Annotated in this window: 24 protein-coding genes; 14 read left to right on the top strand and 10 right to left on the bottom strand. The window is 34.2% G+C overall.

Going from position 1 to position 26,622, the window contains the following annotated elements; genetic code table 11:
- Window positions 1-3: 3 nt before the first annotated feature.
- From VB776_RS21160 to nudK, 3 genes are all read right to left on the bottom strand, one after another.
- Window positions 4-588 carry an HAD family hydrolase gene (locus VB776_RS21160; protein ID WP_323698864.1) on the bottom strand — a complete coding sequence of 195 codons (585 nt, stop codon included), beginning with the start codon at window positions 586-588 and terminating at the stop codon, window positions 4-6.
- Window positions 589-869: 281 nt separating this feature from the next.
- A complete protein-coding gene (locus tag VB776_RS21155; protein ID WP_323698863.1) occupies window positions 870-1,256 on the bottom strand; it encodes a hypothetical protein in 387 nt (128 codons plus the stop codon).
- Between the two features lie 54 nt (window positions 1,257-1,310).
- A complete protein-coding gene (gene nudK, locus VB776_RS21150) occupies window positions 1,311-1,892 on the bottom strand; it encodes a GDP-mannose pyrophosphatase NudK (RefSeq protein WP_323698862.1) in 582 nt (193 codons plus the stop codon).
- A gap of 56 nt (window positions 1,893-1,948) precedes the next feature.
- On the opposite strand from nudK, the gene VB776_RS21145 reads away from it, so the two are divergent.
- The 3 genes from VB776_RS21145 (at window position 1,949) to VB776_RS21135 (ending at window position 3,900) form a co-directional block, all read left to right on the top strand.
- Window positions 1,949-2,695, top strand: coding sequence for a DeoR/GlpR family DNA-binding transcription regulator (locus VB776_RS21145; protein ID WP_323698861.1), 747 nt, complete (start codon window positions 1,949-1,951; stop codon window positions 2,693-2,695).
- Window positions 2,696-2,874: 179 nt separating this feature from the next.
- Entirely contained in the window at window positions 2,875-3,483 is a 609-nt protein-coding gene (locus tag VB776_RS21140; protein ID WP_323698860.1) for an IMPACT family protein, read from the top strand.
- 72 nt (window positions 3,484-3,555) lie between these two features.
- The gene (locus tag VB776_RS21135) at window positions 3,556-3,900 is read left to right on the top strand and encodes an RNA recognition motif domain-containing protein (protein WP_323698859.1); all 345 of its coding nucleotides are present in this window, start codon (window positions 3,556-3,558) and stop codon (window positions 3,898-3,900) included.
- A gap of 102 nt (window positions 3,901-4,002) precedes the next feature.
- Here the strand turns inward: VB776_RS21135 and VB776_RS21130 are convergent, their stop codons facing one another.
- Window positions 4,003-5,376 (bottom strand): nicotinate phosphoribosyltransferase, encoded by a 1,374-nt coding sequence (locus VB776_RS21130; RefSeq protein WP_323698858.1) that lies wholly within the window; start codon window positions 5,374-5,376, stop codon window positions 4,003-4,005.
- A gap of 203 nt (window positions 5,377-5,579) precedes the next feature.
- Between VB776_RS21130 and VB776_RS21125 the strand changes: the two genes are divergently transcribed.
- From VB776_RS21125 to VB776_RS21100, 6 genes are all read left to right on the top strand, one after another.
- Entirely contained in the window at window positions 5,580-6,350 is a 771-nt protein-coding gene (locus VB776_RS21125) for a PASTA domain-containing protein (RefSeq protein WP_323698857.1), read from the top strand.
- 22 nt (window positions 6,351-6,372) lie between these two features.
- Window positions 6,373-8,340 carry a T9SS type A sorting domain-containing protein gene (locus VB776_RS21120; RefSeq protein ID WP_323698856.1) on the top strand — a complete coding sequence of 656 codons (1,968 nt, stop codon included), beginning with the start codon at window positions 6,373-6,375 and terminating at the stop codon, window positions 8,338-8,340.
- 28 nt (window positions 8,341-8,368) lie between these two features.
- Complete coding sequence (locus VB776_RS21115) at window positions 8,369-8,665, top strand: rhodanese-like domain-containing protein (protein WP_323698855.1); 297 nt, start codon at window positions 8,369-8,371, stop codon at window positions 8,663-8,665.
- Window positions 8,666-8,727: 62 nt separating this feature from the next.
- A complete protein-coding gene (locus VB776_RS21110; protein ID WP_323698854.1) occupies window positions 8,728-9,021 on the top strand; it encodes a rhodanese-like domain-containing protein in 294 nt (97 codons plus the stop codon).
- Window positions 9,022-9,130: 109 nt separating this feature from the next.
- The gene (gene lgt, locus VB776_RS21105) at window positions 9,131-9,961 is read left to right on the top strand and encodes a prolipoprotein diacylglyceryl transferase (protein ID WP_323698853.1); all 831 of its coding nucleotides are present in this window, start codon (window positions 9,131-9,133) and stop codon (window positions 9,959-9,961) included.
- A 94-nt stretch (window positions 9,962-10,055) separates the two neighbouring features.
- Window positions 10,056-10,826 carry a V-type ATP synthase subunit I domain-containing protein gene (locus VB776_RS21100; RefSeq protein WP_323698852.1) on the top strand — a complete coding sequence of 257 codons (771 nt, stop codon included), beginning with the start codon at window positions 10,056-10,058 and terminating at the stop codon, window positions 10,824-10,826.
- 75 nt (window positions 10,827-10,901) lie between these two features.
- Here VB776_RS21100 and VB776_RS21095 read toward each other — a convergent pair whose 3' ends face one another.
- The 5 genes from VB776_RS21095 to VB776_RS21075 all read right to left on the bottom strand — a co-directional run bounded on the left by VB776_RS21095 (window position 10,902) and on the right by VB776_RS21075 (window position 20,023).
- Window positions 10,902-12,101, bottom strand: a complete 1,200-nt coding sequence (locus VB776_RS21095) for a C40 family peptidase (RefSeq protein WP_323698851.1) — start codon at window positions 12,099-12,101, stop codon at window positions 10,902-10,904.
- Window positions 12,102-12,218: 117 nt separating this feature from the next.
- Window positions 12,219-16,502, bottom strand: a complete 4,284-nt coding sequence (locus VB776_RS21090) for a T9SS type A sorting domain-containing protein (RefSeq protein WP_323698850.1) — start codon at window positions 16,500-16,502, stop codon at window positions 12,219-12,221.
- A gap of 65 nt (window positions 16,503-16,567) precedes the next feature.
- Window positions 16,568-17,833, bottom strand: coding sequence for a serine hydrolase (locus VB776_RS21085; protein ID WP_323698849.1), 1,266 nt, complete (start codon window positions 17,831-17,833; stop codon window positions 16,568-16,570).
- An 88-nt stretch (window positions 17,834-17,921) separates the two neighbouring features.
- Window positions 17,922-18,947, bottom strand: a complete 1,026-nt coding sequence (locus tag VB776_RS21080) for an aminotransferase class I/II-fold pyridoxal phosphate-dependent enzyme (protein ID WP_323698848.1) — start codon at window positions 18,945-18,947, stop codon at window positions 17,922-17,924.
- Between the two features lie 62 nt (window positions 18,948-19,009).
- Window positions 19,010-20,023: a dipeptide epimerase gene (locus VB776_RS21075; RefSeq protein ID WP_323698847.1), complete on the bottom strand. Its 1,014-nt coding sequence runs from the start codon at window positions 20,021-20,023 to the stop codon at window positions 19,010-19,012.
- A 384-nt stretch (window positions 20,024-20,407) separates the two neighbouring features.
- Between VB776_RS21075 and VB776_RS21070 the strand changes: the two genes are divergently transcribed.
- Together VB776_RS21070 and cdaA are read left to right on the top strand one after the other, a co-directional pair.
- Window positions 20,408-21,076 carry a peptidoglycan DD-metalloendopeptidase family protein gene (locus VB776_RS21070; protein WP_323698846.1) on the top strand — a complete coding sequence of 223 codons (669 nt, stop codon included), beginning with the start codon at window positions 20,408-20,410 and terminating at the stop codon, window positions 21,074-21,076.
- A gap of 57 nt (window positions 21,077-21,133) precedes the next feature.
- Window positions 21,134-21,919 (top strand): diadenylate cyclase CdaA, encoded by a 786-nt coding sequence (cdaA, locus tag VB776_RS21065; protein WP_323698845.1) that lies wholly within the window; start codon window positions 21,134-21,136, stop codon window positions 21,917-21,919.
- Window positions 21,920-22,012: 93 nt separating this feature from the next.
- On the opposite strand, the gene VB776_RS21060 is transcribed toward cdaA, so the two are convergent.
- Window positions 22,013-23,320 (bottom strand): cryptochrome/photolyase family protein, encoded by a 1,308-nt coding sequence (locus VB776_RS21060; protein ID WP_323698844.1) that lies wholly within the window; start codon window positions 23,318-23,320, stop codon window positions 22,013-22,015.
- A gap of 505 nt (window positions 23,321-23,825) precedes the next feature.
- On the opposite strand from VB776_RS21060, the gene queA reads away from it, so the two are divergent.
- From queA to meaB, 3 genes are all read left to right on the top strand, one after another.
- Window positions 23,826-24,878, top strand: a complete 1,053-nt coding sequence (queA, locus tag VB776_RS21055; RefSeq protein WP_323698882.1) for a tRNA preQ1(34) S-adenosylmethionine ribosyltransferase-isomerase QueA — start codon at window positions 23,826-23,828, stop codon at window positions 24,876-24,878.
- Window positions 24,879-24,983: 105 nt separating this feature from the next.
- Window positions 24,984-25,643 carry a 2-C-methyl-D-erythritol 4-phosphate cytidylyltransferase gene (locus tag VB776_RS21050; RefSeq protein WP_323698843.1) on the top strand — a complete coding sequence of 220 codons (660 nt, stop codon included), beginning with the start codon at window positions 24,984-24,986 and terminating at the stop codon, window positions 25,641-25,643.
- Entirely contained in the window at window positions 25,636-26,622 is a 987-nt protein-coding gene (gene meaB, locus VB776_RS21045) for a methylmalonyl Co-A mutase-associated GTPase MeaB (RefSeq protein ID WP_323698842.1), read from the top strand. The genes VB776_RS21050 and meaB overlap by 8 nt, the downstream gene beginning before the upstream one ends.

The following is a 26,622-nucleotide window of genomic DNA, read 5'->3' as shown; positions in this document are numbered from 1 at the left end:
AATTTATAAACTTATAATGTTATCAATAGGAATTCCTGCAAGTTTTGCATCTTCAATTTCAATTTTCTCATTTTCAAAAGCAATAACAATTTTAGCCGATAGGCTCAAATTGTTTAGTGCATTTTTATATTTGTTTACACGATTGTCTTTGTCGTCAGTTTGCTTAAAAAATAAATGACTGAATTTGTCAATAAGTTTGTGGTATTCTAATGTTAAAACTGCTCTGTCTTCTCGGCAATTTGTTACCAATACAGTTTTGTTAGTTTTTGAATAGCGATTAAGGATTTCGGAAACAGATTTATTCAGTTTTGTTTGAGATAAATATTTATTGTAGTTTATTTCCTTTTGTTTGATAATGTCTAATAATTTTTCTTCTGTCAGATTTGGAACTACTTTGTTTAAAGTGGTTCGATTAAATCTTTCATTCGGAATATATTGAATTTCAGTTTCGCTCTGAATAATAGATTTTATCGCTTCTTGATAAGATAAGAAGTTTGCAAAGTCTGTGTCAATCAAAGTTCCGTCCATATCGAACAATAAAACAGTGTCAGAATTTATATTTAGGTTAATGTCCGTTGAGTTTCCCATTCACGCTTTTTTTGTCCGTTAATTGTTGTGCAGTACGGTTGTCATACACTTGCTCGCTAATATGCGAAAGTTTTGTAGTACTTTTTGTATTGTTTTGTGTTATTTCTATTTTTCGTTGTATTATCGATGTCGTAATTTTGTATTGTTACTGATTTCAAACACCAATCTACCAATTCCAAAAACCAATCAAAAACATTCAATTCACTAATTACAAAAAACTTATTATACGGTAAGTTTTCATGGTATAATGCAAATCACAAAAGTAGCATCTTGATTATTGCTCAAAGTGATTTGTGCATAAGCATTTGCAAAGTGAGAATAGCAGTGGCGTTTTGTGCATAAGCACCTGCAAAGTGAGAATAGCCAGTAGCGTTTTGTGCATAAGCACCTGCAAAGTGAGAATAGCCAGTAGCGTTTTGTGCATAGGCGTTTGCAAAGTGAGAATAGCCAGTAGCATTTTGTGCATAGGCGGTTGCAAAGTGTGCATAGCCAGTGGCGTTTTGTGCATAAGCAGTAGCAAAGTGTGCATAGCCAGTGGCGTTTTGTGCATAAGCAGTAGCAAAGTGAGAATAGCCAGTAGCGTTTTGTGCATAAGCAATTGCAAAGTGTGTATAGGTAATGGAGACTTGAAAATTAAGACCTTCAAGATGAAATGTCTTAAAGGTCAATTTGATAGTTGCTTAGTTAATTGGTAGAAGTCTTACAGAAATGTTGTTTTTGTTTTAATTTAATAAGCCTTTCAACTGAACGTACTGTAAAAGCATTATGGTTTTTGCGTCTCTTATTTCACCTGTTTCTATCATGTCAAGGGCTTTTTTAAAAGGCAATTCTAATACTTCAATGTTTTCGTGTTCGCTTTCTACTCCGCCACCTTCGCTTACTTGTTGGCTTTTGTCGTACTCGGCTACAAAGAAATATAATATCTCAGTCACCGAACCGGGCGACATATACGCTTCATAAATCTTTTTTACTTCGGTAATTCTAAAGCCAGTTTCTTCTTCGGTTTCTCTTTTGATACAATCTTCTGCGTTATCTTGGTCGAGTAAACCTGCACAAGCTTCAATCATCATCCCTGTCGGATTTCCATTATGATAAGTCGGCATTCTAAATTGCTCGGTCAGTATCACTGTTTTGTTAGCAACATTGTATAATAAAATTACCGCACCATTGCCACGGTCGTAGGCTTCACGAGATTGTGTAATCCAAGAACCATCTTTTTGTTGGATGTCGAAAGTGATTTTTCGCAAAGTGTACCAATTGTTAGAAAGTACTTCGGTTTTATTAATTTTGATGTTTGGCGTCATTTTATGATTATATTTGATAATTATTGATTATTTTTGAACAAATTAATCATGTTTTTATGAGTTTTCAAAATAGAAAGCAGATTATTCTAAAAATTTTAGAAGAAAAGGGCGAAGCCGAAGTAAAAGATTTTGCTCAAGCTTTAGATATTTCAGAAATTACCATCCGCAGAGATTTACAACAAATGGCGACGGATGGCTTATTGTTCCGCACGCATGGCGGAGCGATGAAATTGTCTTTGGCACAAATGCCTTTTACCTTTGCCAACAAAACGGCGGTAAATGCCAAAGAGAAAGATAAGATTTGTAAGTTGGCAGCACAGCAAATACAGGAGGGCGAAAGTATTTTAATGGACTGTGGCAGTACGGTGTTTAGAATGTGCCAGTTTATCAAAAACAAGCGGATAAAAGTGATTACGAATTCGTTGCCTGTGGTATATGAATTGATGAACAGTCAAGTATCAATTAACCTGATTGGGGGAGAAATTGACCAAGAACGTCAAGCAGTACACGGCAAAATTGCGGAGGAACATATTGCTCGTTATAAGGTAGATAAGGCTTTTTTGGGTGTAGATGGCATTTCGCCTGAAAATGGATTAAGTGCTTTTGGCGAAGACGAAGCCAGTATTACGTTGGCGATGGCAAAGGCTTCGGCAAAAAACTATTTCCTTTGCGATGCCTCAAAATTGGGAAAAGACAAGTACTTAACTTTCGCACCGATTACTTTGGTAGATGTTTTGGTAACGAATGCTTTGGAGGAGGATGTTGTGGTTTATCGGGAGAAGGGAATAAGTGTTTTGATTTGAGGATTTTGTGTTGATTTGAAGATTTGGAAATTTGAAGATTTGAAGATGAGGTTTAATTTTCAAATCTTCAAATTCTCAAATCTAAGAGTAGAATCATTTTCAAATTTTCAAATCACCAAACTTTCAAATTAAAGAGTAAATCATCTTCAAATTTCCAAATCTTCAAATTTTCAAATTGAGTGGAAGATATATACAAAACCATAAAAACACCCTCAGAAGGACTGTTTAAAGATAAAGGGAGTAAATTTTTTGCCTTTGCTTATCCGATAGAACAAGAATCGGAAGTAAAGACTTTGATAGAACCGCTTAGAAAAGAACATTTCAAGGCGGTACATTTTTGTTATGCTTATCGTTTGGGCTTGGATAGAACAAATTTCAGAGTAAACGATGATGGAGAACCATCAGGTTCGGCTGGTCGCCCAATATTGAATGTGCTTCTGTCAAAAGATATTACCAATATTTTAGTGGTCGTAGTACGTTATTGGGGCGGCACTTTACTGGGCGTTCCGGGACTTATCAATGCTTATAAATCTGCAACAGAAGAAGCTTTGGCGGAGGCTGATGTAATTGAAAAAACCATAAATGAAGTCTATCAAGTACAGTTTGAATATATTCAAATGAACGATGTGATGAAAGTGGTGAAGGATTTTGATTTAAAAATCAAGAATCAACAATTTGATAATCAGTGTAGTATTGAAATAGATTTTCGTCAATCGCTATCAAATCAGATTTTGGGTAAATTAGAGAAAATAGAAGGTATTTCAGTAGCATATTTACGAACAGTATAAAAGCTTTATCAGGATTCAGCCAAAACATAGGATAGAATGTTTTACCTTTGTGCTGAAATAAAATAATTAATAATGGATATTTATGTAGGAAGTATTCCTTTCAAGTGGAAGGATGCAAGACTGAAAGAGATTTTTGAAGTATATGGAGAAGTAACTTCAGCTAAAATAGTGATTGACAAAATTACTCGTCAGAACAAAGGCTTTGCTTTTGTACAAATGCCTAATGATGCGGAAGCTAAACTAGCGATAGAGTCATTGAATGGTGCAGAAATCGACGAAAGAAAAATTATAGTGAATGAATCTATTCCAAATAATGCTGGAAGTTTAGATAAAAACAAGAAGAAAAAACCATACGTTAAGCCCGAAAATAAAGAGTGGAAACCTTTTAGAGGGAATAATAAAGGTAGAAGAGATTAGTTTGAAGCGGTCGAAATTTGATTTTCGACCGCTTTTTATTTTAATAGAAACCAAGTAAAATCAAAAAAGCTTCTTATTTGAATACAAATAGGAAAGGAATATTTACTTACTATTTTCTTTCACCTCTCCAAAACTAATTTCTTTCAAAATTTCTCCGTTTTCAAATACTGTTTCCAAAATGTCTTCTCCACTTTCGTCAAGACTTTTCGTTTGATAAGTATTGTTTTCAAAGACTAATTTCATTCTGCCTTTTTTACTTAATTTACCGTGATCGGTGATGGGGTCTTTAAAAACTTCTTGTTCTTTTCCGTTAATGGTTGCAGCACTGCATTTAAAAGCAAACTTTTGTGTATCACGATTTACTTTTTGTAACAAAGCTCCGCCCATGCCAAAAGCTACATTGTCGGCACTCCAGCCATGATTTTTTAAATGAGCTAAAATTTCGCCGATACTTTCATAATTCACACCATCACCTTGAATAATTCTGATATTTGGATGTAATACTTTGTAACCTTTTTGGTTAGTGGTAAAACCAATCTTTTCACCCAGAATTTCAGCAACTTTCAGCACGACATCTTTCGGCTCTCCACTATCTGGTCGAACGACTAAAGTACCTTTTCGGGCTAAAATTTGTTCTTTTAATAATCCTCCCCACAGTTTTTCGCAAGCATTATAAATATCATAACTATCACTAACAACTGCTACCAAACCTTCTGGATATTGTGTCAACATATTTTCGTAAGCATCTACTTCATGGTCTTTTCCCCAACTCGTGATAGTGCTATGTTCAGCCGCAGGAATGCTAAAACCAAACATATCATTTTCATTTCCATAATAATTCTGGATAAAAGTCAAGGCAGCTACAGTATCAGTTCCCATAAAATTGATTAAATGTGCCGCTCCACCAATACTTGCACTATCAACACTACTTACTCCTCTGAAACCAAAATCATGTAGTTTAAAATCAATCGTATTGGGGTCGCCTGTTTCTTCAAGGTAAGTAATAATAAGTTTTTTTACTTCTCTGCTAATCGTAGCAACCGTACTTGGATACCACAATTGTAATAATAATGTCTCCAGAAAATTGGTCAACCAAAAGCAATTTGGGTCGGTATTTTCTACCGTCATCATTACATTGTGCGTCGGAATTACCTTTCCTTCTGGAACAGCTTTGATACGAATTGGTAATTTTCCTGCATGATTATTCAGAATATATTCCCAGCCTGCTTTGTTGAATAAAGTTGCATTGCCAAAATGAGCTTCATACAATTTGGCAGCTTGGTCAATTTTACTTTGCGTGATTACTTGTCCGACTAAAAATTCTTTCAACAAATATTGTAATCCGAAGAAAGTAATTTCTTCAAATTTACCACCACGACTTTCGAAGTAGCTGTAAATTTGCGCTGTGCCTTCGGGATATTGTTTGTAATGACTTACTTTGTAACTATCGGTTAGTAAAATAATATTGTTTTCCATCGTAAAATCTTAAATCCTTAAATATGATGCAATATGTTAAAATATTACGAAATCTATTCTTCCCAAATGAATATCTTGTAAATTGCAACATAAATATGCTTTGTCCGTTGGTAAATATCTTTAATCTTTGAAAGATTAGCCATTTTATTCCATAAAATTGAAAAATACTAACTGATAAGTGTTAATATTTCCCTAAAAAATTAATGATGAAAATTTCCACCAATTCAAAAAAAGACGTTTATCTCCATGCTGCCATCATTACACTTTTGTTAATGGTGTTATTTTTTGGTTTTTTCTTCGTGTATTTGCCTTGGAGTACCAATCACGGCGATGCTATTACTGTTCCTAGTTTAAAAGGATTAACGATGGAAGAAGCAGAAGACCTTTTGGACGAAAGAAATCTTGATTTTGAAGTAACAGATAGCACTTTCACGGCTGGTTTAAAACCACTTACGGTACTTTCTCAATATCCTTTAGAAAACTCTAAAGTAAAACAAGGAAGAAAAATTTATTTGACAATCAATACCGAAACGGCTCCGATGATTAAGTTGCCGAAACTTACGGAAATGTCTGTAAGAAGTGCAGAACAACAGTTATTGGTTTCGGGTTTATTGAAACCAGATTTGGAGTATCAAAACGATAGCCGACAAAATGAAGTATTAGAAGTGAAGTTCGGAGGTACGAAAATCGAAGCGGGAGCGTTAATTGCAAAAGGCTCTAAAGTTACTTTGGTTGTCGGTAATGGAACTGATTCTGTTGAAATAGATGTACCTTGTGTAGTTGGACAATTGTATGATGAAGCACAAATCGTTATCAAAGGTTCTAGTTTACAAATTGGTACTGTTATTTACGACCCAACTTCTACCGAACCAGCAGGAACGATTATCAAACAAAATCCTGAATGCGAAAACGGAAATAAAGTTCGTTCAGGAGATATGATAGACCTTTGGGTTGCGGGTAATCCACCGAATTGATATTTTACTTTTAAACGATTTCATGAAAAAAATATCCTCTGATTTAATCAAATCAAAAAATATAGTGTTGTGTGGTTTCACGCAACACTTCTTTATTTTTCTACTCTTTCTATTGATTCATCAAGTTTCGTATGCACAATTTTTAACAGTTCCAATTCAGCGAAATTTACCCAAAAGTCAAGCAAATAATAGAATAAATGCTGTGACACTTCCATTTTTTGATGATTTTTCGACTGCCAAAAATGGACAAGTAATACCTTCACTTTGGCAAACAAACGGAGGCGTTTTTGTTAATAATACTTTAGCTGTCAATCAGCCAACGGTAAATGTAGCAACTTTTGATGGACTACAAGCCAATGGTTTTCCTTATGATTTTACCAATCAACTCACGCAAGGAGCAACAGATACTTTAACGTCACTTCCCATCAATTTATCTGCGAATACTGCTGCTGATTCATTATATTTTAGTTTTTTTTGGCAAGGAAAAGGCTTGGGCGAACAGCCAGATTTATCAGATTCGCTACAATTACAATTTTTAACGAATGGCAATATTTGGAATACTGTTTGGGTACAAAAAGGTGTAAATCTTCCCTCAAATTTCAGTCAAGTAATTTTGCCAATTCGTGCGAGTTTGTACTTCCATGGAAATTTTCAATTTCGTTTTCAGAGTTTTGGAAGAAAATCAGGACAATTTGATGTTTGGCATTTAGATTATGTTTGTTTGGCAAAAAAGAGTGATAATTCTGTAAATGGCTATATTTTAGGAAGTGTGCTGAATAACCAAACGAATAAATTTGAAAGAGTTTCTTATTTGAAAGATATTGCTTGTAGCGATAATATAGAACCAGTATTAAAGCGTTATCGGTCGATGCCATTGGTCCAATTTTTAGCTGGAAAACCTTCGCCTTTGGCAGAAATCAACGATTCTACAGGTGTGAAAGTGAATAATTTATACAGTAATAATAACGATGTTAATATTTATTATTCTGTCAGAAATACCAATCTTTCAGCTGGAAACGATACTTTGCAAAAAGCCCAAAGAGTGGGAAGAGATGCTTTGTCGGTTGGAGCTTCAAAAGTATTCAAGTTCAAAAATGATTTTGCGAGTAAAATTACTGGCGACAAAGCTTACTTAAATTTTAAATTCCTTTTGGGGACACAAGATGCTAGTAATATTTCTTTCAAAAACAGTATTCTTACTCAAAATGATACGATTTCAACTACAGTAGCTTTAGATAATTTTTATGCTTATGACGACGGAACAGCAGAAACTGGAGCTTATCTGAAAAAGGGTTTTGGAAGAGTAGCTGTACAATTTGTCAATAATAAACCAGATGTTGTAAACGCTATTCGAATCAATCTTCAACCTTCATTAACAAGTATTGTTGGCAATGCCATTACCTTACAAGTAATGGGAAATGACCACGGAAAACCGGGGCAAATCTTGAGAGGACTTTATACAAAAGTACAGTACTCGGATGTTCAAAATGGTTTCATTGAATATACTATCGACCCCGTTGCCGTTACAGATACTTTTTATGTGGGTTACTTACAACTGACCGACGATGAACCAATTATTGTTGGTTTAGATAAAAATTCGCCTCAATTCACCAATAAGCACTTTTTCAACATCAGTAATTCGTGGACGAATGTAGCCAATGCTGATACAAGTATTTATAAAGCAATTAGAGGAAGTATGATGATTCGCCCAGTGATGGGAGGGAAGACTTTGGATATTGTACTAGAAAATGAGACTGAAATTCAAGATAAAAATTTGGTAGTTTCGCCCAATCCAAGTCCTGATATTATTCATTGGAACGATAGTTCTTTGAAAAATGTAGAAGTATTAGATGTTTACGGAAGAAGTATTTTGAAAGAAAATGTTGACAGTCAGTCGATTAATTTACAGCATCTAAATTCAGGAATGTATCTTTTGCGACTTTCAAATGAACGTAATACATTTGTCAGAAAAATATGGATTAGTCATTAATATTAACAATCAATAAAATACCAACACAATGGATATTACTGTAGAAGAACTTAAAGAAAGAATTGACAAAGGTGAGAATTTTAATTTTCTTGATGTAAGAGAAGATTATGAATACGAAGAACAAAATCTTGGTGCAAAATTGATTCCATTAGGAGAATTACCAGACCGTTTGGATGAAATTGAAGCTTGGAAAAATGAAGAAGTGATTGTTCATTGTCGTTCGGGAGCTCGTTCAGGAAACGCTAAAGCATTTTTAACTGCACAAGGATATACCAACGTCAGAAATGTATTAGGTGGCATTTTAGCTTATAATAAATTAGATTAATTTGGTTTTGCTTTAAAATAATTTCGGGTGGTCTGTCGAAAGGCAGACCACTTTTATTTAACATGAATTCATCCAGTATTACTCCAACTGAGTTTAAAGAGCGTTTGGCAACACTTCGTATTTTAGACATCCGAACGCCTTACGAAATTGAAGATTTTGATATTGGGGGAATGCAAATTCCTTTAGACGAACTCTTACTTTCTGTTGAAAAAATAGCTCATTTGAAAGAGGAAGAAATTATAATTGTTTGTTATTCAGGTTTGCAAAGCGAAATAGCCAGAAAAATTTTAGCAAAAAAAGGCTTTCAGCATTTAAGAAATTTAGAAGGAGGTTTAGAAGCTTACTTAAGTTTATAAAGAAAATACGGAATGATTTTCACGGCATTTTAATAAAGTAAAAGAAAGTCTTTCGATATAAAAGCAGTATTTTTGAAAAATATTTTTATTCTAAAATCAACATATTCAAATGTTATTAACATATATTGACTGGCATACTTCTCCAGAAATTTTTGAAATTTTCGGTTTCCCAATTCGTTGGTACGGACTAATGTTTGCAATGGCCTTTTTAGCAGGTTATCAAGTACTTAGCTATATCTTCAAAAAAGAAGGTAGATCACTTGAAGAAGCTGATGAATTATTACTTTATGCCATGATTGCCACCGTTGTAGGTGCTAGAATGGGACATTACTTTTTTTATGAATATCCGTTATTATTAAGTGATCCTGTTAAGTTTTTTATCTCAATGATTAAACCTCCTTATGCAGGTTTAGCATCGCACGGAGCAGTAATTGGGATGTTAATTGCCTTTTATCTGTACTCAAAAAAGAGAAATGTTCCTTATTTATATGTGACAGACAGAGTAGTGCCAACGGCAGCTTTGGGCGGAGCATTTATACGTTTTGGAAATTTGATGAATTCTGAAATCGTAGGAAAACAAACCGATGTACCTTGGGCTTTTAACTTTTTTAATGATCCATCGCTCGGACATGATTATTTTGAAGTAGTGCCACGTCATCCATCTCAATTATACGAATGTCTTTCTTGTTTGGTACTTTTTGTAATCTTGATGTGGTTTTGGTCGAAGAAAAAGCAAAATACAACGAATGGATTTATGACAGCCATCTTTTTATTGTACGTATTCATTCTTCGCTTTTTCTATGAATTCCTTAAAGAAAATCAAGTATCTTTTGAAAATGATATGGCTTTTAATATGGGTCAATGGCTAAGTGTGCCTGTAGTGCTGTTTGCGACTGGCGTTTTAGTATATGCTTTTCGTAATCCTAAAAAAGAACTTTAGTAAGTTTATTTAATGATAACTTATTGTGTTGATTATTAGGGAGTTTTGTTAAAATTAATCATATTTGTGTAATGTCACTTTAACAACATAAATAATGGAAAATAAAGAAACTCAAACCGACGAACAATTAGAAGATAAGCAAGCAACACTTGTTGACAAACTTGAAGATTTAGGGAAAACCGCCACAGATAAAATTAGTGAAATTACTGGTACTGATGTTGTTGCGAAAGCTCAGGAATTAAAAGCAGAAGCTAGCGAAAAACTTGAAGAAGTAAAAACAGCACTAACAGAAAAAATCACTGAATTGAAAAGTGTTGATGTTGCAGCAAAAACTGCTGATTTGAAAGCTGAGGCGACAGAGAAACTTGAAGCATTAAAAACAGCGACAGCAGAAGAAGTTTCCGAACTAAAAGTTGATGCAACAGAAAAACTCGATGCAGTAAAAGAAGCATTAACTGAAAAAATCACTGAATTAAAAAGTATTGATATTTCAGGAAAAGCAGAAGAATTGAAAGTGGAAGCAACAGCAAAATTTGAGGAAATAAAAGCCGAAGCTACCGAAAAATTTGAAGAAGCCAAGGTAACAGCTACAGAGAAAATCACAGAACTGAAAGCAGAAGCTACTGAAAAATTTGAAGATGTAAAAGAAGCCGTCAATGAAAAAATTACGGAATTAAAAAACATAGATATTGCTGCAAAAGCAGAAGAGTTGAAAGCCGAAGCTACTGAGGAATTCAATGATTTGAAAGAAGAAGTAAGCGAAGGGATTGAAGACTTAAAAGAAGTTGCCACTGAAAAAATAGAGGAAGCCAAAGAAGCATCAAAAGGACTTTGGGGGAAAATAAAAGGTGTTTTTGGAGCGTAAGTATTCAATTTTGAATTATGAGATATTAACAGTTAAGCCCCGCTTAATAATTAATAGCTCATAATTCATAATTTGTTAATAAACTTTATCAGTCTTTAACTTATCAATTCCTTCCATTCCCGTTTTTAAAATACGTTTTGCTCGTAAATATCTTTTGAAATTGTAAGCATCATAATTTGGAGCTGATGAAATCATACTGTTAATGCTTACTTTATCAGAGGCATGAACAAATTCACCATTTCCCAACCACATCGCTACGTGAACTACTCTTTCAGAACCATCCTCACGTTTTTCTCCGAAAAATAGCAAATCTCCAGTTTTCAAGTTTGCCCAATTGCCTGTTCTATCAACTGTTTCGCCAACCATTACTTGCTGAGAAGCATCACGGGGGAGCATAATTCCATTCAAGAAATAAACTGTTTTAGTAAAACCACTGCAATCAACGCCTTTGAAAGAAGTACCGCCCCATAAGTAAGGAACGCCCATTAAACGTTTTGAAGTTTTATCAAGATTCTCTTCATTAGCATTAATTCCTGAAAGCCATTTATTGTAAATATTGGCTTCATTTTTGGCAACAAACCCTTTTCTATGATCAGGAAAAAGTACTTCGTAGAAGCCGTCTTTTTCGGCTTTCAATTCAATAATACAGCCCGCTACCAAATCAGAAACAGTTTCTGAATTAATATTCGCTTCAGAATAAGCCGAACCATACGAACGAGTATAAATAAGTTTTGGCGAATTTTGCCATTGCTTTAATTGTTCTTTTTTGATAGTGGTAATAGCACCTCTGTCCACCCAAGCAATATAATTATCTGGTGTTTGAATCAGTAGCCAACCATTATCTTCTCTTTCTAAAATCTTTATAGGTGTTCCCATTAAAGCTTGCGAAGCCAATTCGCCACTATGGCGAGGCGAGTAACGAATATTACAAACAGATACTTCAACCAAACCATAAATTTTATCTTCTAATTCGGTTTCTGGCAAAGTTTTAATTTCATCAACAACGATGGTATTTCCTACTTTCAGCCGACTGATTAAAGCATTTTTAGCTTCAATCAAATTCGTTTTCCCTGTCAGAACCAATTGATTATCTTTTCGATAAGCATCAATTTGAAAAATAGCAGTGCGTTTATCTGGAGCAAACCGTTGAGTAAAACTATCTATAATTTGTGACACAGAAGAATCGGAAATACTTTGTTTGGATAAAGTATATTTTACAGGTTTCGCAAAAGCGATAAAGCTAGTGAGGAAGAATAGAAGGAAATGTTTTTTCATATTGTTGATGAAGGAAGTTATTGCCTATTAACGAGTTGAATATTTTTATTAATAGAATCTTTAAAAAAAGAACTCCTTTCAAATTTAACACTTGAAAGGAGTTTCTTACATATAAAACTAAAGTTTTTGGATTTTGTAAACTACTCGTTTATTATCTCGATTGAATTGCAGAAAGTAAACGCCTGTAGTAAAATTAGTGAAATCTAAAACAGTTTCAGATTTGACTAAATCTTGTTCTGAAATATCTTTTCCTAAAGAATCAATAATTTTCAATTTTGTATTTTTAAAATAGTCACTTCTAATCGTTACAAAGTCAGGTGTTGGATTTGGGAATAGTGTAATATTCAAATCTCTAGGGTCTTCATTGGCTGTGACAAGCTCAATTTTAGCAATTCCTGTTCCTAATACTTTCCCAGGGCAATATGCGTCACTTATCGCAAAGATTTTGTAGGAAGTAGGCATCGTTGGAGTAATTGTTCTTATATAAGGCGATGAATAAATTGCTTGAGAATAAGATGTTAATAATTCGTCAGAACCAAATTTTACATACCAAGGAGGAGTTCCTGTTAAATTAATTTTCAGGTTTACAGGTTTCCCTTCTTTAAAAAGGTAAGTTGTTGAATCCAATTCTGCCGTTGAGATAGTTCTTAAACCTAATGGGTAAATATTAGATGCACTACTGACATTAGGATCTGATGCTATTACTCTTACCCTGTAATTATCACCAATTGGTAAGTCTTCTGGGACTTTAAATTTCAGAGGAGAACCGTTTCCTTCAGAAGTTACAGTTTTATAATTATCACCATTTTTATCTGAAATTTGAACTGAGAATTTATTGTTTGCTGTAAAGCTTCCTTGATAAGTAAACGTTAATTCTTGAGTAGCTCCTAAACATAAATAACGTACATTACTAGGGAGGCTAGTACTAATCGTTTTGTCAGAAGCAGGGTTTACTGTAACCGTTGCACTCCCTGATATTTTACCAAGACCACATATATTTGAAACTGACTTCAGTGTATATGTAGTTGTTTCGTAGGGGCTGACAAAGATTGAAGCCTTCTTATTTGGAGTATAAATAGACCTTGCTATGTTATCCGAAAGTGTGAAATCTAAGTTTGAACTAATATCAGGTATAGCTTCATTATTGATAAGGTTTATGTATGTTACTTGCCCTTGATTAATAATAGTGTTTCCCGAAAGTGTAACGTCAGGCAGATTCGATACACCTAGATAAGAAACCAATTCTTTTGATGTTACAGGGTTAGTCGAACTAACTTCCATTTTATAAGTTGAAGATGCAAAGGTCTTAGGCATTTTTAACTTCAATGTTCCTTGTAACTTATTAATTTGACCAATTTCTATTTTGTTGTTCTTATCATCTACTAACGAAAATTTAAAAATATTGTCATTAGCAAATTCACCGAAAGTAGAATAGTTAAGAAGAATATCTTTTTCAGGACATAAAGTATAACTTTCTAAACTATTCAGCTTTACAGAAGGCTTGACTGTTATTTTAACACTTCCAGAAACCTTTCCATAACCACAAATTGAACTTGAAACAGATTTTAATGTATATGTGATTGATTTGGTTGGATTGACTTTTTGGATTATCTCGTCTTTATCAAAAGGGAAGAGAAAAGTTTTTGCAAAAGTTTGATTGTAATTGTCACTAGTAATAAAAGTCCCCCAAGCCCCTTCCTTTATCTTATAAATTAAATCAGTACTATTTTCTCCGTCAGTTGTTACAGTGTTTGAACCATCTTTGGTCAATAATTCTATCACTGCAGGAGAGTATAAATTAAACCATTGCCAAGCTGAATTGTATTTGGTAGCTTTATTGACTAATCGGACAAAGTAATAGCCGTCTTTAAGACCTGAAGGAAACTTGAATTTAATAGGATTATCAGGAGTATCTACGACAGCATCTCTAAAAATAGAATCTTTAGCTGAAGCAATTTGGAGGGTGAATGTTGTTCCACTTTTCATTTCTCCTTCAACATCGTATGAGTAAGAAATTAATTTATCAAGACATTCCTCTCTTGTGAAATTAATATTATGGTTAGTAATGTATGGAAAAACGTTGATTTCAAAGCTGTTTTTAGCATCAGTATTTATGCCACACTCATTTTTAACAGAAACTAAAGAAAATGTATTACTTTTTGAGAAGATTTTGCGAATAAACTGATTACCAGTTGCAGTTGAGCCATCTGAAAATGTAAAAATATTTGAGGCTGATAATCCCCCCGAACTCTCAATATTGAAAGTTAATTCTGTACTTGGAAGAATACCTTTAGTGTAATCATCTGTCAAGATAGATAACTTTCCAGAAGGCTTTTTATTAATAATGATTCTCTGTGTTTCAGTGCTTATTGTAGGCTTTGTTGCAACTACTCTAATAAAGTAAAAATTATTATCTTCAATCACTAAATTTTCAGGTATTTTAATGTCAATGGGTGAAGTTTTTGCAGTTCCTAAAACAATAGGGATGTTATTTTGAAAGGAAGTTAGTTCTACTTTGAAATCGTTATCACTAGTGAAATTTCCAGTTGTTTTGAAATAGACTTTTGCATTAGCACCTACACAAATCCTTTGCGGAAATGCTTTTAGAATTAAACCATTAGTTGGCGGCGTGGTTATTATAACATTAACCCAGCGATTATCCGTAGAAATACCTTTACCACAAAAATTGCTATAAGATGCTATTTTAAACGTAGTGGTTTCGTTTACTTTTAAAGGGAAGTAAACTTTATTGATACCATTAAATTCAGAGTGAAATGCGTATGAACTAGAATCGTCCAACGTTACAATTGTGGTTCCAACCCCTCTAATACTGATAGGTAGTTTTACTTCACTGCTGCTAGGGATTGTAATAGTAGAAGTTTCATTAAAAAATGATACTTCTGGGAAACTATTCACATATAAAATGAACGGACTGTAAGCTATTTTTTCATTTTTAGAAATAATGCCTAAATAAAAATCTTTTGTATATATTTTATCTAATAAATCTTTAGGAATCGTAATTTTCAATTTCCCCTCTTTGAATGTAGCAGGAACTGTAATTTTAGGATAGCTCTCACCTGCACCAATTGATAAAAATGCAGAAAGGCTTTCGTCATTACCCCAATCTCCAAATGTTGAATAAGTTGCTTCAAAAGTTTGCCCAAGGCATACACTTAGGCTTTCTTGTTTAACAGGATTAATGACAATGTTTGGACTATTCAGTACCGTTATGTTAACACCTTTAGAGCCACTTGTACCTACCCCACAAGCACTTGTTACGGAGGATACTTTAATTTCTAAACTTCTTGAGGGAGTAATATCAGTATTGATAGTATAATCATTGCTATTATAATTTAGTGGAGAGTATTTGAGTTGAATTCCGTTACTTAGTATAACATTCCATGGACCTACCCCTTTTAACCCAATATTTAAAGTAACTCTCTCCCCACTTGTAATCGTAGAGTTTGATGAGAGTATTTCAGCTGAAGGAGCGGCACCAATAATGATTGTGTACTGATTTCCAGTTGAGGGTGAGATAGCCTTCGGGCTAGTACTGGAAATTCTGGCTTCATACTTCATCCCTGTAGTAATATAATCTGGAATAGTGGCTTCTAAAAATCCCCCTCTGTCAATAGCATCAAGCTCATATTCTTTTTTTTCTGACCAAAGTTGTTTTAAAATGATTTTAAATTTATTGTCTTGATTGAAACTGTTATTTGCTGAATAGGATAATTTTAATTTTCCACCAATACATATCTTTTCGTCAAAATTAAGTATCGGTAATAAACCGATTTCATTGACAGTTACTTTTGCACTACCACTTGCTGTACTTCTACCACAAACATTTTCTGCATAGACAATCTTATATTCTTTAGAGGCTGTTGGATATGCCGGAAACGCTTTCCCATACTCAAAATAATCTATATTAATGCTTGAGCTATCATCTAAAACTACTTTAATCGGTAATGTGCCACTACCATTTATTAATAAACCTGCTGGACTATTTGGATTAACGACTGGGTCAAAAATACCCGCTAAATTAACCAAAGGCTTATTCAACACTTGGCTAATGAAATATGTATCACTCGTTATTTGTGGCTTAGAAGAAATAATTCTAATAGAATAATTGCTGTATTGGTCAACTGCGAAGGAGTCTTGAATCGTAAATTTTAAAGGACTAGCAGTGCCAGAAGTAACAAGATCTGTCCAACTATTATCATAGGTTCCTTTAATTTGAACTTTAAAAGTATTATCTGGATCAAAGCTACCAGTAGAAGTAAATGGCAGTTCCATGATTGCACCTCTACAAACATTAGAAAATGTAGGTTTTAATGTTATTTGGGCTTGAACAAGGGTAATGAATGAAAATAGGATTACGGTTGTAAAAAGAATTTTTTTCATAGAAAGGTTTGTAAAAATATGGACGTGTATTGATTTCAATTTGTGTAGCTCAAAGATAGTAACATTTACTTATCATAACGCATCTTAAACTTACTTAAATCTGCTTTATATTTTCTTGGACGAGTACTTTCGTAGTTGTAAATCAATTGTCCCAAATTCTTCATAAAGGGAAAGCCTACGGTTTCATAATCATAATGGTCGTCGTTAAAAACTTCATCATTATTACAAAGTAAAACTGTTGTTAACAGAAACTCTATGCCCGTTGAAAAATCAATGATGTAAGCATTATCCAACAAAAAACCATAGGCATCGCCCACTTTATTAAAAATCCGAATATTCGGATTTACCACATCGTCTTTATGGCTTCCATACATCAAAAATTTACAATAGGTCGGATAGAAATCGGGGGCTTCATACTTCGGATAAGTACTTTCAGTAGGCATTTGTGACATATACTTGTACAAAAACTGATAGTCGGAATCTGTCAATTGAAAGCGTTGTTTAGCAGGAACTGCTTCTGGGAAAAGTACAGCTTTCAGAATCCCTTGTTGCTCTAATAATGGGAAAAAGTTTTTGTCTGTAAAAGCATAAGGTTCTTTCACTAACGAATCTCCTTTCATATAACCTTTACCGATTAAAATTGGCGTTGGAGAAACATAATTTTTCTCAGAAGTAATCATCGGCTGTTCGTACAAAATCTTATCATCTACTTTAAATTGAATAGGGTTTGTCCTGCGGTTTTGTTCAGCGTTCATTCCCACTTGTAAGCGGTGATAAATACGACTATTCTCGTAGCCTTTTTGATGAAGTGTTTTGTTAAAAGCTTCTTGTCCTAAGAATTCATACAGCCGATTAAAAGCATCGTTATTCGAAACCATCAATATTTTTTTGATATAATGTGCTACTGAAGGTAAGCCATTTTCTGCCGTTGAATCTTTCGTAACAGGTGTATGTCGTTCATATTCTGCACCAGTAAACATTGGAGTTCCTTTGCTTAATCCTTTGATATTAAGTTTGTTGATTTTCTCCAAAGCCATCACGCAGGCTGGGAACTTTACCGTACTGGCTGGATAGAAGTACTCTGAATTGTTGATTCTGAAACCATAACTTTTAAAAGTCGGACGGTTCTTTTTATCTCTATCAATCTGAGTATAAAGAATTTGCACCCGATACTTGTCGGCATTATCCAAAATATCCTTGAACTGTTCGGGATTAGTCGCCATTAATTTGGGGAGGAAATCAGTTTCAATATTCTGAGCTTGAGTTATCGCAGAAGTTATCATCAGTAAAGCTATTAGCCTTAAAATTTTAGTTCTTTTTTGTTTTTTCATTTGGCTATTTGTTGATGTATTTCCGTAGCACGAGTTTCCAACTCGTGTAGTAGTTGCTTTACGAGTTAGAAACTCGTGCTACCTAATTTTACTTCCAAATATTCAAAACCTCTGCCAATTTATCTAAATCTTCTTTTGTATGCAAGGCACTAATTACCAGACGAGTAACGGGCAAATCGGTGGCGGTGGGGTAGGGGAAGCAGGCTGTCATGATGTTGTGTTTTTTGAGGTGTTCGTGAAGTCCTACTTGATGGGTACAATAAGCAGGATAGTTTTCGATACAGTCTAAAATTGAATTGGGAATCTGTTGGTTGAAGTATTGAATATTATTCAAGAGTTTTGTTTTTTGTTCTTGAAAAATATCAGTTGAATTGACAAAAGCTTCTAACAATGCTGGCATCATGGGCGATGCTCCTGAGAACATCGGAAAATGTTTGAGCCTTTCGATAAAATCTTTTTCTGCAAAAATTACTCCACCCGTCATACCCATTGCTTTGTTGAGTGAAGAAGTAATAATCAGGTGAATATTTGAAGCCGTAATTGTAGGTAATTCAATCCCAAAACTATGCGAAGCGTCGATAACAACGGTAATATTTTTATGAGTAGGAAGTGTATTAATCCATTCAAAATCAAAGTATTCTACATAAGGAGAACCCACAGAATCGGCACAGATGACAATTCTGTCGGCTAAAGTATTTTGTACTTTTTCGGCAATGGATAATGTCCATTCCTGATAACTTTCTGATGAAAATGGAATTGTTCCATTCCATAAAGCAGGATGCGTTTTCGGAGCAAAAAAGAAAGTAGCACCTTCGTGTTTTAAGAAATTTACGACCAATTGCCCCGCCCACATTCCTGAAGAAACCGTCAGAGCGGCTGGCATTTCAGCAAAATCAGCTAAAGCTTTTTCAGCCTTTTCATAGATATTTAATTGAACAGTATTATTTCTTGAACTTCCCCACGAAGTACCATAATTGGCAACAGCTTTAATGAAATTTTCCTTAAAAACAGGATGATGTGGAATGCCCAAATACGAAGTACCACTAAACCAAAGATATGTCTGGTCGTCACTGACTAAAGTACTGCTTGGGAGTTGATTGGTAAAATATTTCATGTTTTTAATGCTTTAGGCTGTAAGCTGTAGGCTATAACAGCTTAAAGCTTATCGCCTACTGCCTACAGCAAATTAGCTCCCGTTCCATTTTCGTTTGAATAAATTACTTTTCCGTAGTCGATGGTTACGCCTGTTGAGATTTTATCGTCAACCAGTAAAATGCCATCCATATCTACATAGTCCAAAAGTGGTAAAAGTTGTGCGATAGCAGAACATCCAACGTTAGATTCCGTCATGCAACCAACCATTACTTTTAAACCTAAAGTATGAGCTTGGGCAATCATTCTTCGGGCAGGAGTAAGTCCTCCGCATTTCATCAATTTCACATTTACACCATGAAAAAAGCCAAAACAACGAGCAACATCTTCTTCCACAATACAACTTTCATCGGCAATAATGGGCAAAGCTGATTCAGCAAATACTTTTTTCATGCCTTCCCAATTATCAGCTTTCATTGGTTGTTCGATAAATTCTACGCCCAATTCTTTTAAGGCAAAAGAATTTTTTATGGTTTCTTCTACATCCCAAGCCGTATTGGCATCTACTCTGAAAACGGCATCAGTATGTTTTCTAAGTTCTTGTACAATTTTAATGTCGTCTTTCGTTCCTAATTTGATTTTATATAATGGGAAAGGTACTTCTTGCATTTTTTCGACCATTTTTTCAATGGTATCAATGCCAATGGTATAATCAGTAATAGGATTTTTAGCAGTATCCAAACCCCAAAGTTTGTGTAAAGGCTGTCCTTTTTTCTTTGCCCAAAGGTCGTTAGCGGCAATGTCTAAAGCACACAAAGCAAAAGGATGTTCATCTTTCAAGAAAGGATATACATCATTCCAAAATTGTTCTGGATTTTGTAAATCATAATTTTCAATCAGCGAGCGAATGCCTTCTAATTGAGCGGACATTTTTTCCATCGTCACGCCATAATAAGGGGTTTCGGTAGCTTCGCCAAAACCACTGAATTCGCCATCTCGAAGTTCAACAATCAAAGTAGGTTGTACATCACGTGATTCATGCGTAATGGTAAAAGTATGACGTAATTGTAATTCAAAGGAGTGAAGGATTAGTTGCATTGATGATTGATTGGTTTTTTGAAATATCAAGTTACTAAAAAAGGAGGAGAATTTCTAAGTCGATTTTGCGTTGAAAAGAATAACAATGGCATACAAAAACACTTGTTTATTCTTTTTTATTTTATTTCACGAAAAAAGAAAATTTTCAAAAAAGCTTCATAAAGCTGTTTTTTTTGACGTAATTAATGAAAAATAGTCCATTTTTTGCTTAAAAAGCTGTAATTTTGAAAAAAAATAGAAATTTATTGACAACATAAATTTTCATCTCAAACACACTTTTACAAGAGATTTAGGTTGAAAAATGCCGACAATTTTTGTAAAAGTGTTTTTGTTTTGAAACGACGAAATAACTTTAAAACAGTGTAGTAAATCAATAGATTTGAGATGTTAGAAACCTTAAAAAAATATAAATTTCAACCAGTTGTTCCTTTTGATTTTCAACATGAAACCGTTTACGAAATTGATTTAACTGAAAATAATTCTGAATTGGCGGAATTAAATTTGTCGGATACTGCTTTATTTGATGAGTACGTTACTCAAAAAATTAAGCAAGCCAATGCCGTTTGTGCGATTGGAGGTTACCTCGAAAATCGTTATATTTATCGTAGAAGTGAACATTTTCAACAAAATGATGAAGCTCGTTCCATTCATTTAGGTATCGATATTTGGGCTGCGGCGGGAACACCAGTATTTGCTCCTCTTACTGGAAAAGTACATAGTTTTCAAAATAACAAAGGTTTTGGTGACTATGGACCAACCATAATTCTTGAACATCAATTAGAAGAAAAGACTTTTTATACCTTGTACGGACATTTGAATGAAGAATGTCTTGTAAATCTTTTTGAAGGAAAAGTATTTGAAGCAGGAGAACAAATTGCGGAGTTTGGTGATTTCCCGATTAATGGTGACTGGCCACCACATTTACATTTTCAAGTAATTACTGATATGTTGGGACGTAAGGGCGATTTTGCAGGTGTTTGCGAACCATCAAAAGCAGAGGAGTATGCAACGATATGTTTGGACGGAGCAACAATATTGGGTATTGCAAGATAGTTAATGAAATGTGCTGTGATAAAATTTAAAACCTCTTTTTAAAATAAAATATACACTATGCGAATAGGCTTTTTAACAATTGATTGGATTGATATTTTAGATATTTTATTGGTAGCTTATATGTTGTATCAGATTTATAAACTGATACAAGGAAGTATTGCTAATAAAATTTTCTTTGGTTATATACTTATCTATGGCGTTTACTTGGTGTCAAAAGCATTGGGAATGGAATTTATGTCCACTATCTTAGGACAATTCATGAACATGGGTGTTTTGGCTTTATTGATTATTTTTCAACAAGAAATTCGCCGTTTTTTAATGGTACTTGGTCGTTCTACTTCTTTTCGTGAAAGTGCTTTGCTCAAAAGATTTTATTCTCCTAAAGTATCTAATGAAAATCTTTCTACTTTACAATCCATTGTAGAAGCTGTAAAAGTAATGTCAAGCACTTACACTGGTGCTTTGATTGTGATTGAAAAAGAAGATGATTTGAAGAAATTTATTGAGTCGGGCGATGTGTTGGATGCAGAAGTATCAAAAAGATTATTGCTTACAATCTTTCATAAAAATAGTCCTTTGCACGATGGTGCTGTTATTATCAAAGGCGGAAGACTCGCTGCGGCTCGTTGTATGCTTCCCGTTTCAGAAAGTGGTACAATTTCACCAGCTTTAGGTTTCAGGCACCGTGCAGCCTTTGGTATGAGTGAACAAACCGATGCAGCCATCATCGTAGTGTCGGAAGAAAAAGCAGAAATTTCATTCGTGAACCACGGAGGAATTTTTAGAAATATGTCAGTCCAAGATTTAGAAGTAAAATTGAAGGATTATATTTTGAAGGATTGAGATAAAGACTTTAGGATTTTGGACTAAAGGACTTAAAGAAGATTTGTTATTAAATAAATGTCCTGTAGTCTTAAAGTCCAAAATCTTCAAGTCTTAGAGTCCCTTCAACGCTTCCTGATAAACCGGTAAAACTCTTTTCCTTGCCACATCGTGATTCACAATTGGCTGAGGGTACTCAAAACTATTTAATTCTGGAACCCATTTTTTGATGTATTCAAGATTTTTATCAAACTTCTGAGTTTGTAATGTTGGATTAAATACTCTAAAATACGGAGCCGCATCGCAACCACTTCCAGATGCCCATTGCCAGCCACCATTATTAGCCGCAAAATCAAAATCTAATAGTTTTTTGGCAAAATAAGCTTCTCCCCAACGCCAGTCAATCAATAAATGTTTTGTTAAAAAACTCGCAACAATCATTCTTACACGGTTGTGCATAAAACCCGTAGCATTCAATTCCCGCATTCCCGCATCTACAATCGGATAGCCTGTTTTGCCTTCGCACCAAGCTTTAAATTCTGTTTCATTGTTTCTCCAAACAATTTTATCGTATTCTTTTCTAAAGGCTTGTCCCTGCGAAATGTGTGGAAAATTGTATAAAATATTGAAGTAAAAATCTCGCCAGATTAATTCATTCAGCCAAGTTTCGGAAAGTGAAATTGCTTTACGAGCCAATTCACGAATACTTAGTGTACCAAAACGAAGGTGAACAGATAATCTTGAAGTACCTACAATCGCTGGGAAATCTCGTTTTTCAGCATAATTTTTTACGATAGAGTCTCTCACTACTTTAAGAGGAAAATTTGTACCAATTGTCTCAAAACCCATTGATGCTAAAGTTGGAATTTCAAAAGGTTGTGTCTGAAAAAAGTACTTAAAATACTTTTCTGTAGGATATGATTTTAAATAAAATTCATTGAGTTTTTCTTTCCACTTTCTGCTGTAAGGCGTAAAAACTGTGTAAGGAGTGCCTGTACCAGAGAGTATTTCTTTTTTCTCAAAAATTACTTGATCTTTATAAGTATTAAATTCAATGTTTTCGCTTGTTACGAATTCTCGAACATTCTCATCTCTTTCATTGGCATATAATTCGTAATCGTGATTGGTGAAAATACTTTCTATTTCATATTGATTGAGTAATTCAGGAAATACTTCTTCAGGTGTTCCGTATTTTACCAATAGCGAAGAGCCTAATTCTTGAAGAGATACTTGGATTTCAGTTAAAGCTTGATGAATAAATTCAACTCTTCTGTCACGTTTATCTTCTAATTTATCTAAAATATTTTTGTCGAAAATAAAGATTGGTAATACTGGCATGCCTTTTTTGAGTGCATGATACAAACCTGCATTATCATGCAAACGGAGGTCACGGCGGAACCAGAAAATTGAAATTTTAGACATTTGACAATTGTTAAAAATAATAATATACTCAGATACTTTCTTTTAACCGTTTATGACTCTTTTTGTTCGATTTAAGGTTTTGCTTCTCGAAAATATTTTAGTGAAAATGATTAACGAAACTGAAAACCTCCTGAAAATCAGCAATTTTAATTTATCCGATAAAATATTTTTTTTATTTTAATTTTTTGAGATAAATACAATTGCCTAGTAATGAGCTTGTTTGCTTTTTTGTTTTGTGTATAATCGCTAAATAATTTCGAATAATCAACTAAAAGACTAATTTATTATCATTTTGTATTGACAAGCCCTATCTCGAAATTGTATATTTGCAAGAATCGTATTGAAGTCATTTAGCTATAGGGCGTAAGACTTTGGTATAAAATCAGGATAGCTGTTTTGGTTTTATACGATAAAAACCCATAGACCAATCATTTTATCAAACAAAATCCAAGTTTAAAAACCGTAAGAAATGACTCCAGGCGAAAAAACCGCAAACATTATTAGAATGAAATTATCTGAGTTCAGATTCGACCTCCCTAATAACCTCATTGCCTTGTACCCACCAGAAAACAGAGGTGAATCACGATTAATGGTCGTAAATAGAAAAACCAAAACAATTGAACACCGTATGTTTTCGGACATATTAGAATATTTTGACGATGGCGATGTAATGGTTACCAATGATACTAAAGTTTTTCCTGCTCGTTTGTTTGGACAAAAAGAAAAAACTGGTGCAAAAATTGAAGTATTTTTATTGCGTGAATTAAATAGAGAACACCGTCTTTGGGATGTATTAGTAGATCCTGCTCGTAAAATCAGAGTAGGAAATAAATTATATTTTGGTGATAGTGATTTAGTAGCAGAAGTAATTGACAATACGACTTCACGTGGACGTACTATCCGTTTCTTGTATGATGGTGACCACAAAGCTTTAATGAAGGCAATTCACCAATTAGGCGAAACGCCACTACCAGACGAAATCCGTTTTAAACGTAAAGTAGAGCCTGCTGATGAGGATCGTTATCAAACAATTTATGCAGAACACGTAGGTGCTGTGGCGGCTCCAACGGCTGGTTTACACTTCTCGAAAATCATCATGAAACGTTTGGAGCTGAAAGGAATCAACTTTACTCCATTAACATTACACGTTGGTTTAGGAACTTTCCGTCAGGTGGACGTTGAAGATTTAACAAAACATAAAACAGATTCTGAAAATTTCAATATCACAGAAAGAACTTGCGATGTTGTAAATGAAGGAATTGATGGGAAAAAGAAAATCTGTGCCATCGGAACTACTGTTTTGAAAGCTTTAGAATCTTCGGTTTCAGCAGATGGACATTTAAAACCGATTGAAGGTTGGACAGATAAGTTTATTTTCCCTCCTTACGATTTCAGAATTCCTAACGCATTATTAACCAATATGCACTTGCCAGAATCTATTTTATTGATGATGACTTCTGCTTTTGGTGGTTATGATTTGATTAAGGAAGCATATCAAATCGCTATCAAAGAAAAATATAAATTCTTTAGTTATGGCGATGCCATGTTGATTATTTAAGATGAATAATCTCTAAGAATCAGGCGAAAGACATTAAGCATAAACATGGCTTAGGTCTTTCGCCTAATTGTTTTATAGGATTTTACAGATTCTTTCTAAGTATTCATGAAAAAATATGCCATCATCGTAGCGGGCGGAAGTGGAAGCCGAATGAGAAGTAATTTGCCAAAGCAATTTATTGAAATTGGCGGATTACCTGTTTTAATGCACACTTTAAACCGTTTTAAAGAAGCTTTTGCAGACATTAATTTAATTTTAGTATTACCCGAAAGTCAATTTGATTTTTGGGAAGAATTATGTCAAAAGCATCATTTTACTGTAGCACATCAATTAGTAAAAGGTGGAAATTCAAGATTTCAATCTGGAAAAAATGGATTGGCTGTGATAGAAACAGATGGAATTGTAGCTGTTCATGATGGCGTTCGTCCATTTGTAAGTACAGATATTATTCGAGAAAGTTTTGAAGTAGCACAAGTAAAAGGAACGGCTGTAGTAAGTGTGGCATCTAAAGATTCTGTACGAGTAAACGGACAAGCAATTGACCGCCAAACAGTTCGTTTAATTCAGACACCACAAACTTTTCAGGCTTCAATTATTAAAAAAGCATTTGAGACGGAAGAATTAAGTACTTTTACCGATGATGCTAGTGTGGTAGAATTTGCAGGTTTAGAGATTAATCTGATTGAAGGTTCTTACGAAAACATTAAAATTACCACACCAGAAGATTTAGAATGGGCAGAAATTATTTTAAAGCGAAATGCTTAAACGCTTAACAACCAAAGAATATATCGACGGCATTTTAGCTGCGAACAGAATGATTCTCAGCAGAGCAATCACGCTGACAGAAAGCAACTTGCCCACTGATAAAATATTGGCTCGTGAAGTGCTGAATGCAGTTTTACCCAAAACTGGTAATTCAATCAGAATTGGTATTACTGGTGTGCCTGGCGTTGGCAAAAGTACTTTTATTGAAGCTTTTGGTCAGTTTTTAACCAAACAGGGGAAAAGGGTTGCCGTTTTAGCCATCGACCCAAGTTCACAAATTAGTAAAGGAAGTATTCTTGGGGATAAAACCAGAATGGAAAAATTAGTCAACGAGCCACTGGCTTATATTCGCCCTTCGCCAACAAGTGGAGGTTTGGGCGGAGTAGCCAATAAAACTCGTGAAGCCATGTTACTTTGTGAAGCCGCAGGTTTTGAAGTAATTATTATTGAAACAGTTGGTGTTGGTCAGTCAGAAACATTGGTTCATGGCATGGTGGATTTCTTTTTATTATTGATGTTGGCTGGTGCTGGAGATGAATTACAAGGCATCAAAAAAGGAATTATGGAAATGGCTGATTTGATTGCCATTACTAAAACAGATTCAGGAAATGAATTGCAATCAGATTTGGCTAAAGTAGCCTATCAAAATGCTTTACATTTATTCCCGCCCAATCAAACAGGTTGGTATCCAGAAGTACTTACTTGCTCTGCGATTACTGAAAAAGGGATTAGTGAAATTTGGCAATCCATCGAAAAACATCATTTACTTTTTACTGAAAATGGTTTTTTTCAACAAAAGCGTAGTGAGCAAAATCTTGCTTGGATGTATGATTTTATTAAACAATCCTTAGAAGAAAAATTTTATCAACATCCCAATGTGAGCCTTCATCTCAAAAATATTCAGCAAGAAGTAAGTGAAGGCAAAAAGTTGCCCATCAATGCGGCTATTGAAATGTTGAATCTATTTTATCAAACATAA

Source organism: Arcicella gelida, assembly GCF_034931025.1.
Classification (GTDB): domain Bacteria; phylum Bacteroidota; class Bacteroidia; order Cytophagales; family Spirosomataceae; genus Arcicella; species Arcicella gelida.
This window is presented reverse-complemented; position numbering and strand designations above follow the sequence as displayed.

Coding starts and splice junctions, on each gene's coding strand:
- VB776_RS21160 (WP_323698864.1), bottom strand. CDS start 588: ATGGGAAACTCAACGGACATTAACCTAAATATAAATTCTGACACTGTT.
- nudK (WP_323698862.1), bottom strand. CDS start 1,892: ATGACGCCAAACATCAAAATTAATAAAACCGAAGTACTTTCTAACAAT.
- VB776_RS21145 (WP_323698861.1), top strand. CDS start 1,949: ATGAGTTTTCAAAATAGAAAGCAGATTATTCTAAAAATTTTAGAAGAA.
- VB776_RS21135 (WP_323698859.1), top strand. CDS start 3,556: ATGGATATTTATGTAGGAAGTATTCCTTTCAAGTGGAAGGATGCAAGA.
- VB776_RS21130 (WP_323698858.1), bottom strand. CDS start 5,376: ATGGAAAACAATATTATTTTACTAACCGATAGTTACAAAGTAAGTCAT.
- VB776_RS21125 (WP_323698857.1), top strand. CDS start 5,580: ATGATGAAAATTTCCACCAATTCAAAAAAAGACGTTTATCTCCATGCT.
- VB776_RS21120 (WP_323698856.1), top strand. CDS start 6,373: ATGAAAAAAATATCCTCTGATTTAATCAAATCAAAAAATATAGTGTTG.
- VB776_RS21115 (WP_323698855.1), top strand. CDS start 8,369: ATGGATATTACTGTAGAAGAACTTAAAGAAAGAATTGACAAAGGTGAG.
- VB776_RS21110 (WP_323698854.1), top strand. CDS start 8,728: ATGAATTCATCCAGTATTACTCCAACTGAGTTTAAAGAGCGTTTGGCA.
- lgt (WP_323698853.1), top strand. CDS start 9,131: ATGTTATTAACATATATTGACTGGCATACTTCTCCAGAAATTTTTGAA.
- VB776_RS21100 (WP_323698852.1), top strand. CDS start 10,056: ATGGAAAATAAAGAAACTCAAACCGACGAACAATTAGAAGATAAGCAA.
- VB776_RS21095 (WP_323698851.1), bottom strand. CDS start 12,101: ATGAAAAAACATTTCCTTCTATTCTTCCTCACTAGCTTTATCGCTTTT.
- VB776_RS21090 (WP_323698850.1), bottom strand. CDS start 16,502: ATGAAAAAAATTCTTTTTACAACCGTAATCCTATTTTCATTCATTACC.
- VB776_RS21085 (WP_323698849.1), bottom strand. CDS start 17,833: ATGAAAAAACAAAAAAGAACTAAAATTTTAAGGCTAATAGCTTTACTG.
- VB776_RS21080 (WP_323698848.1), bottom strand. CDS start 18,947: ATGAAATATTTTACCAATCAACTCCCAAGCAGTACTTTAGTCAGTGAC.
- VB776_RS21075 (WP_323698847.1), bottom strand. CDS start 20,023: ATGCAACTAATCCTTCACTCCTTTGAATTACAATTACGTCATACTTTT.
- VB776_RS21070 (WP_323698846.1), top strand. CDS start 20,408: ATGTTAGAAACCTTAAAAAAATATAAATTTCAACCAGTTGTTCCTTTT.
- cdaA (WP_323698845.1), top strand. CDS start 21,134: ATGCGAATAGGCTTTTTAACAATTGATTGGATTGATATTTTAGATATT.
- VB776_RS21060 (WP_323698844.1), bottom strand. CDS start 23,320: ATGTCTAAAATTTCAATTTTCTGGTTCCGCCGTGACCTCCGTTTGCAT.
- queA (WP_323698882.1), top strand. CDS start 23,826: ATGAAATTATCTGAGTTCAGATTCGACCTCCCTAATAACCTCATTGCC.
- VB776_RS21050 (WP_323698843.1), top strand. CDS start 24,984: ATGAAAAAATATGCCATCATCGTAGCGGGCGGAAGTGGAAGCCGAATG.
- meaB (WP_323698842.1), top strand. CDS start 25,636: ATGCTTAAACGCTTAACAACCAAAGAATATATCGACGGCATTTTAGCT.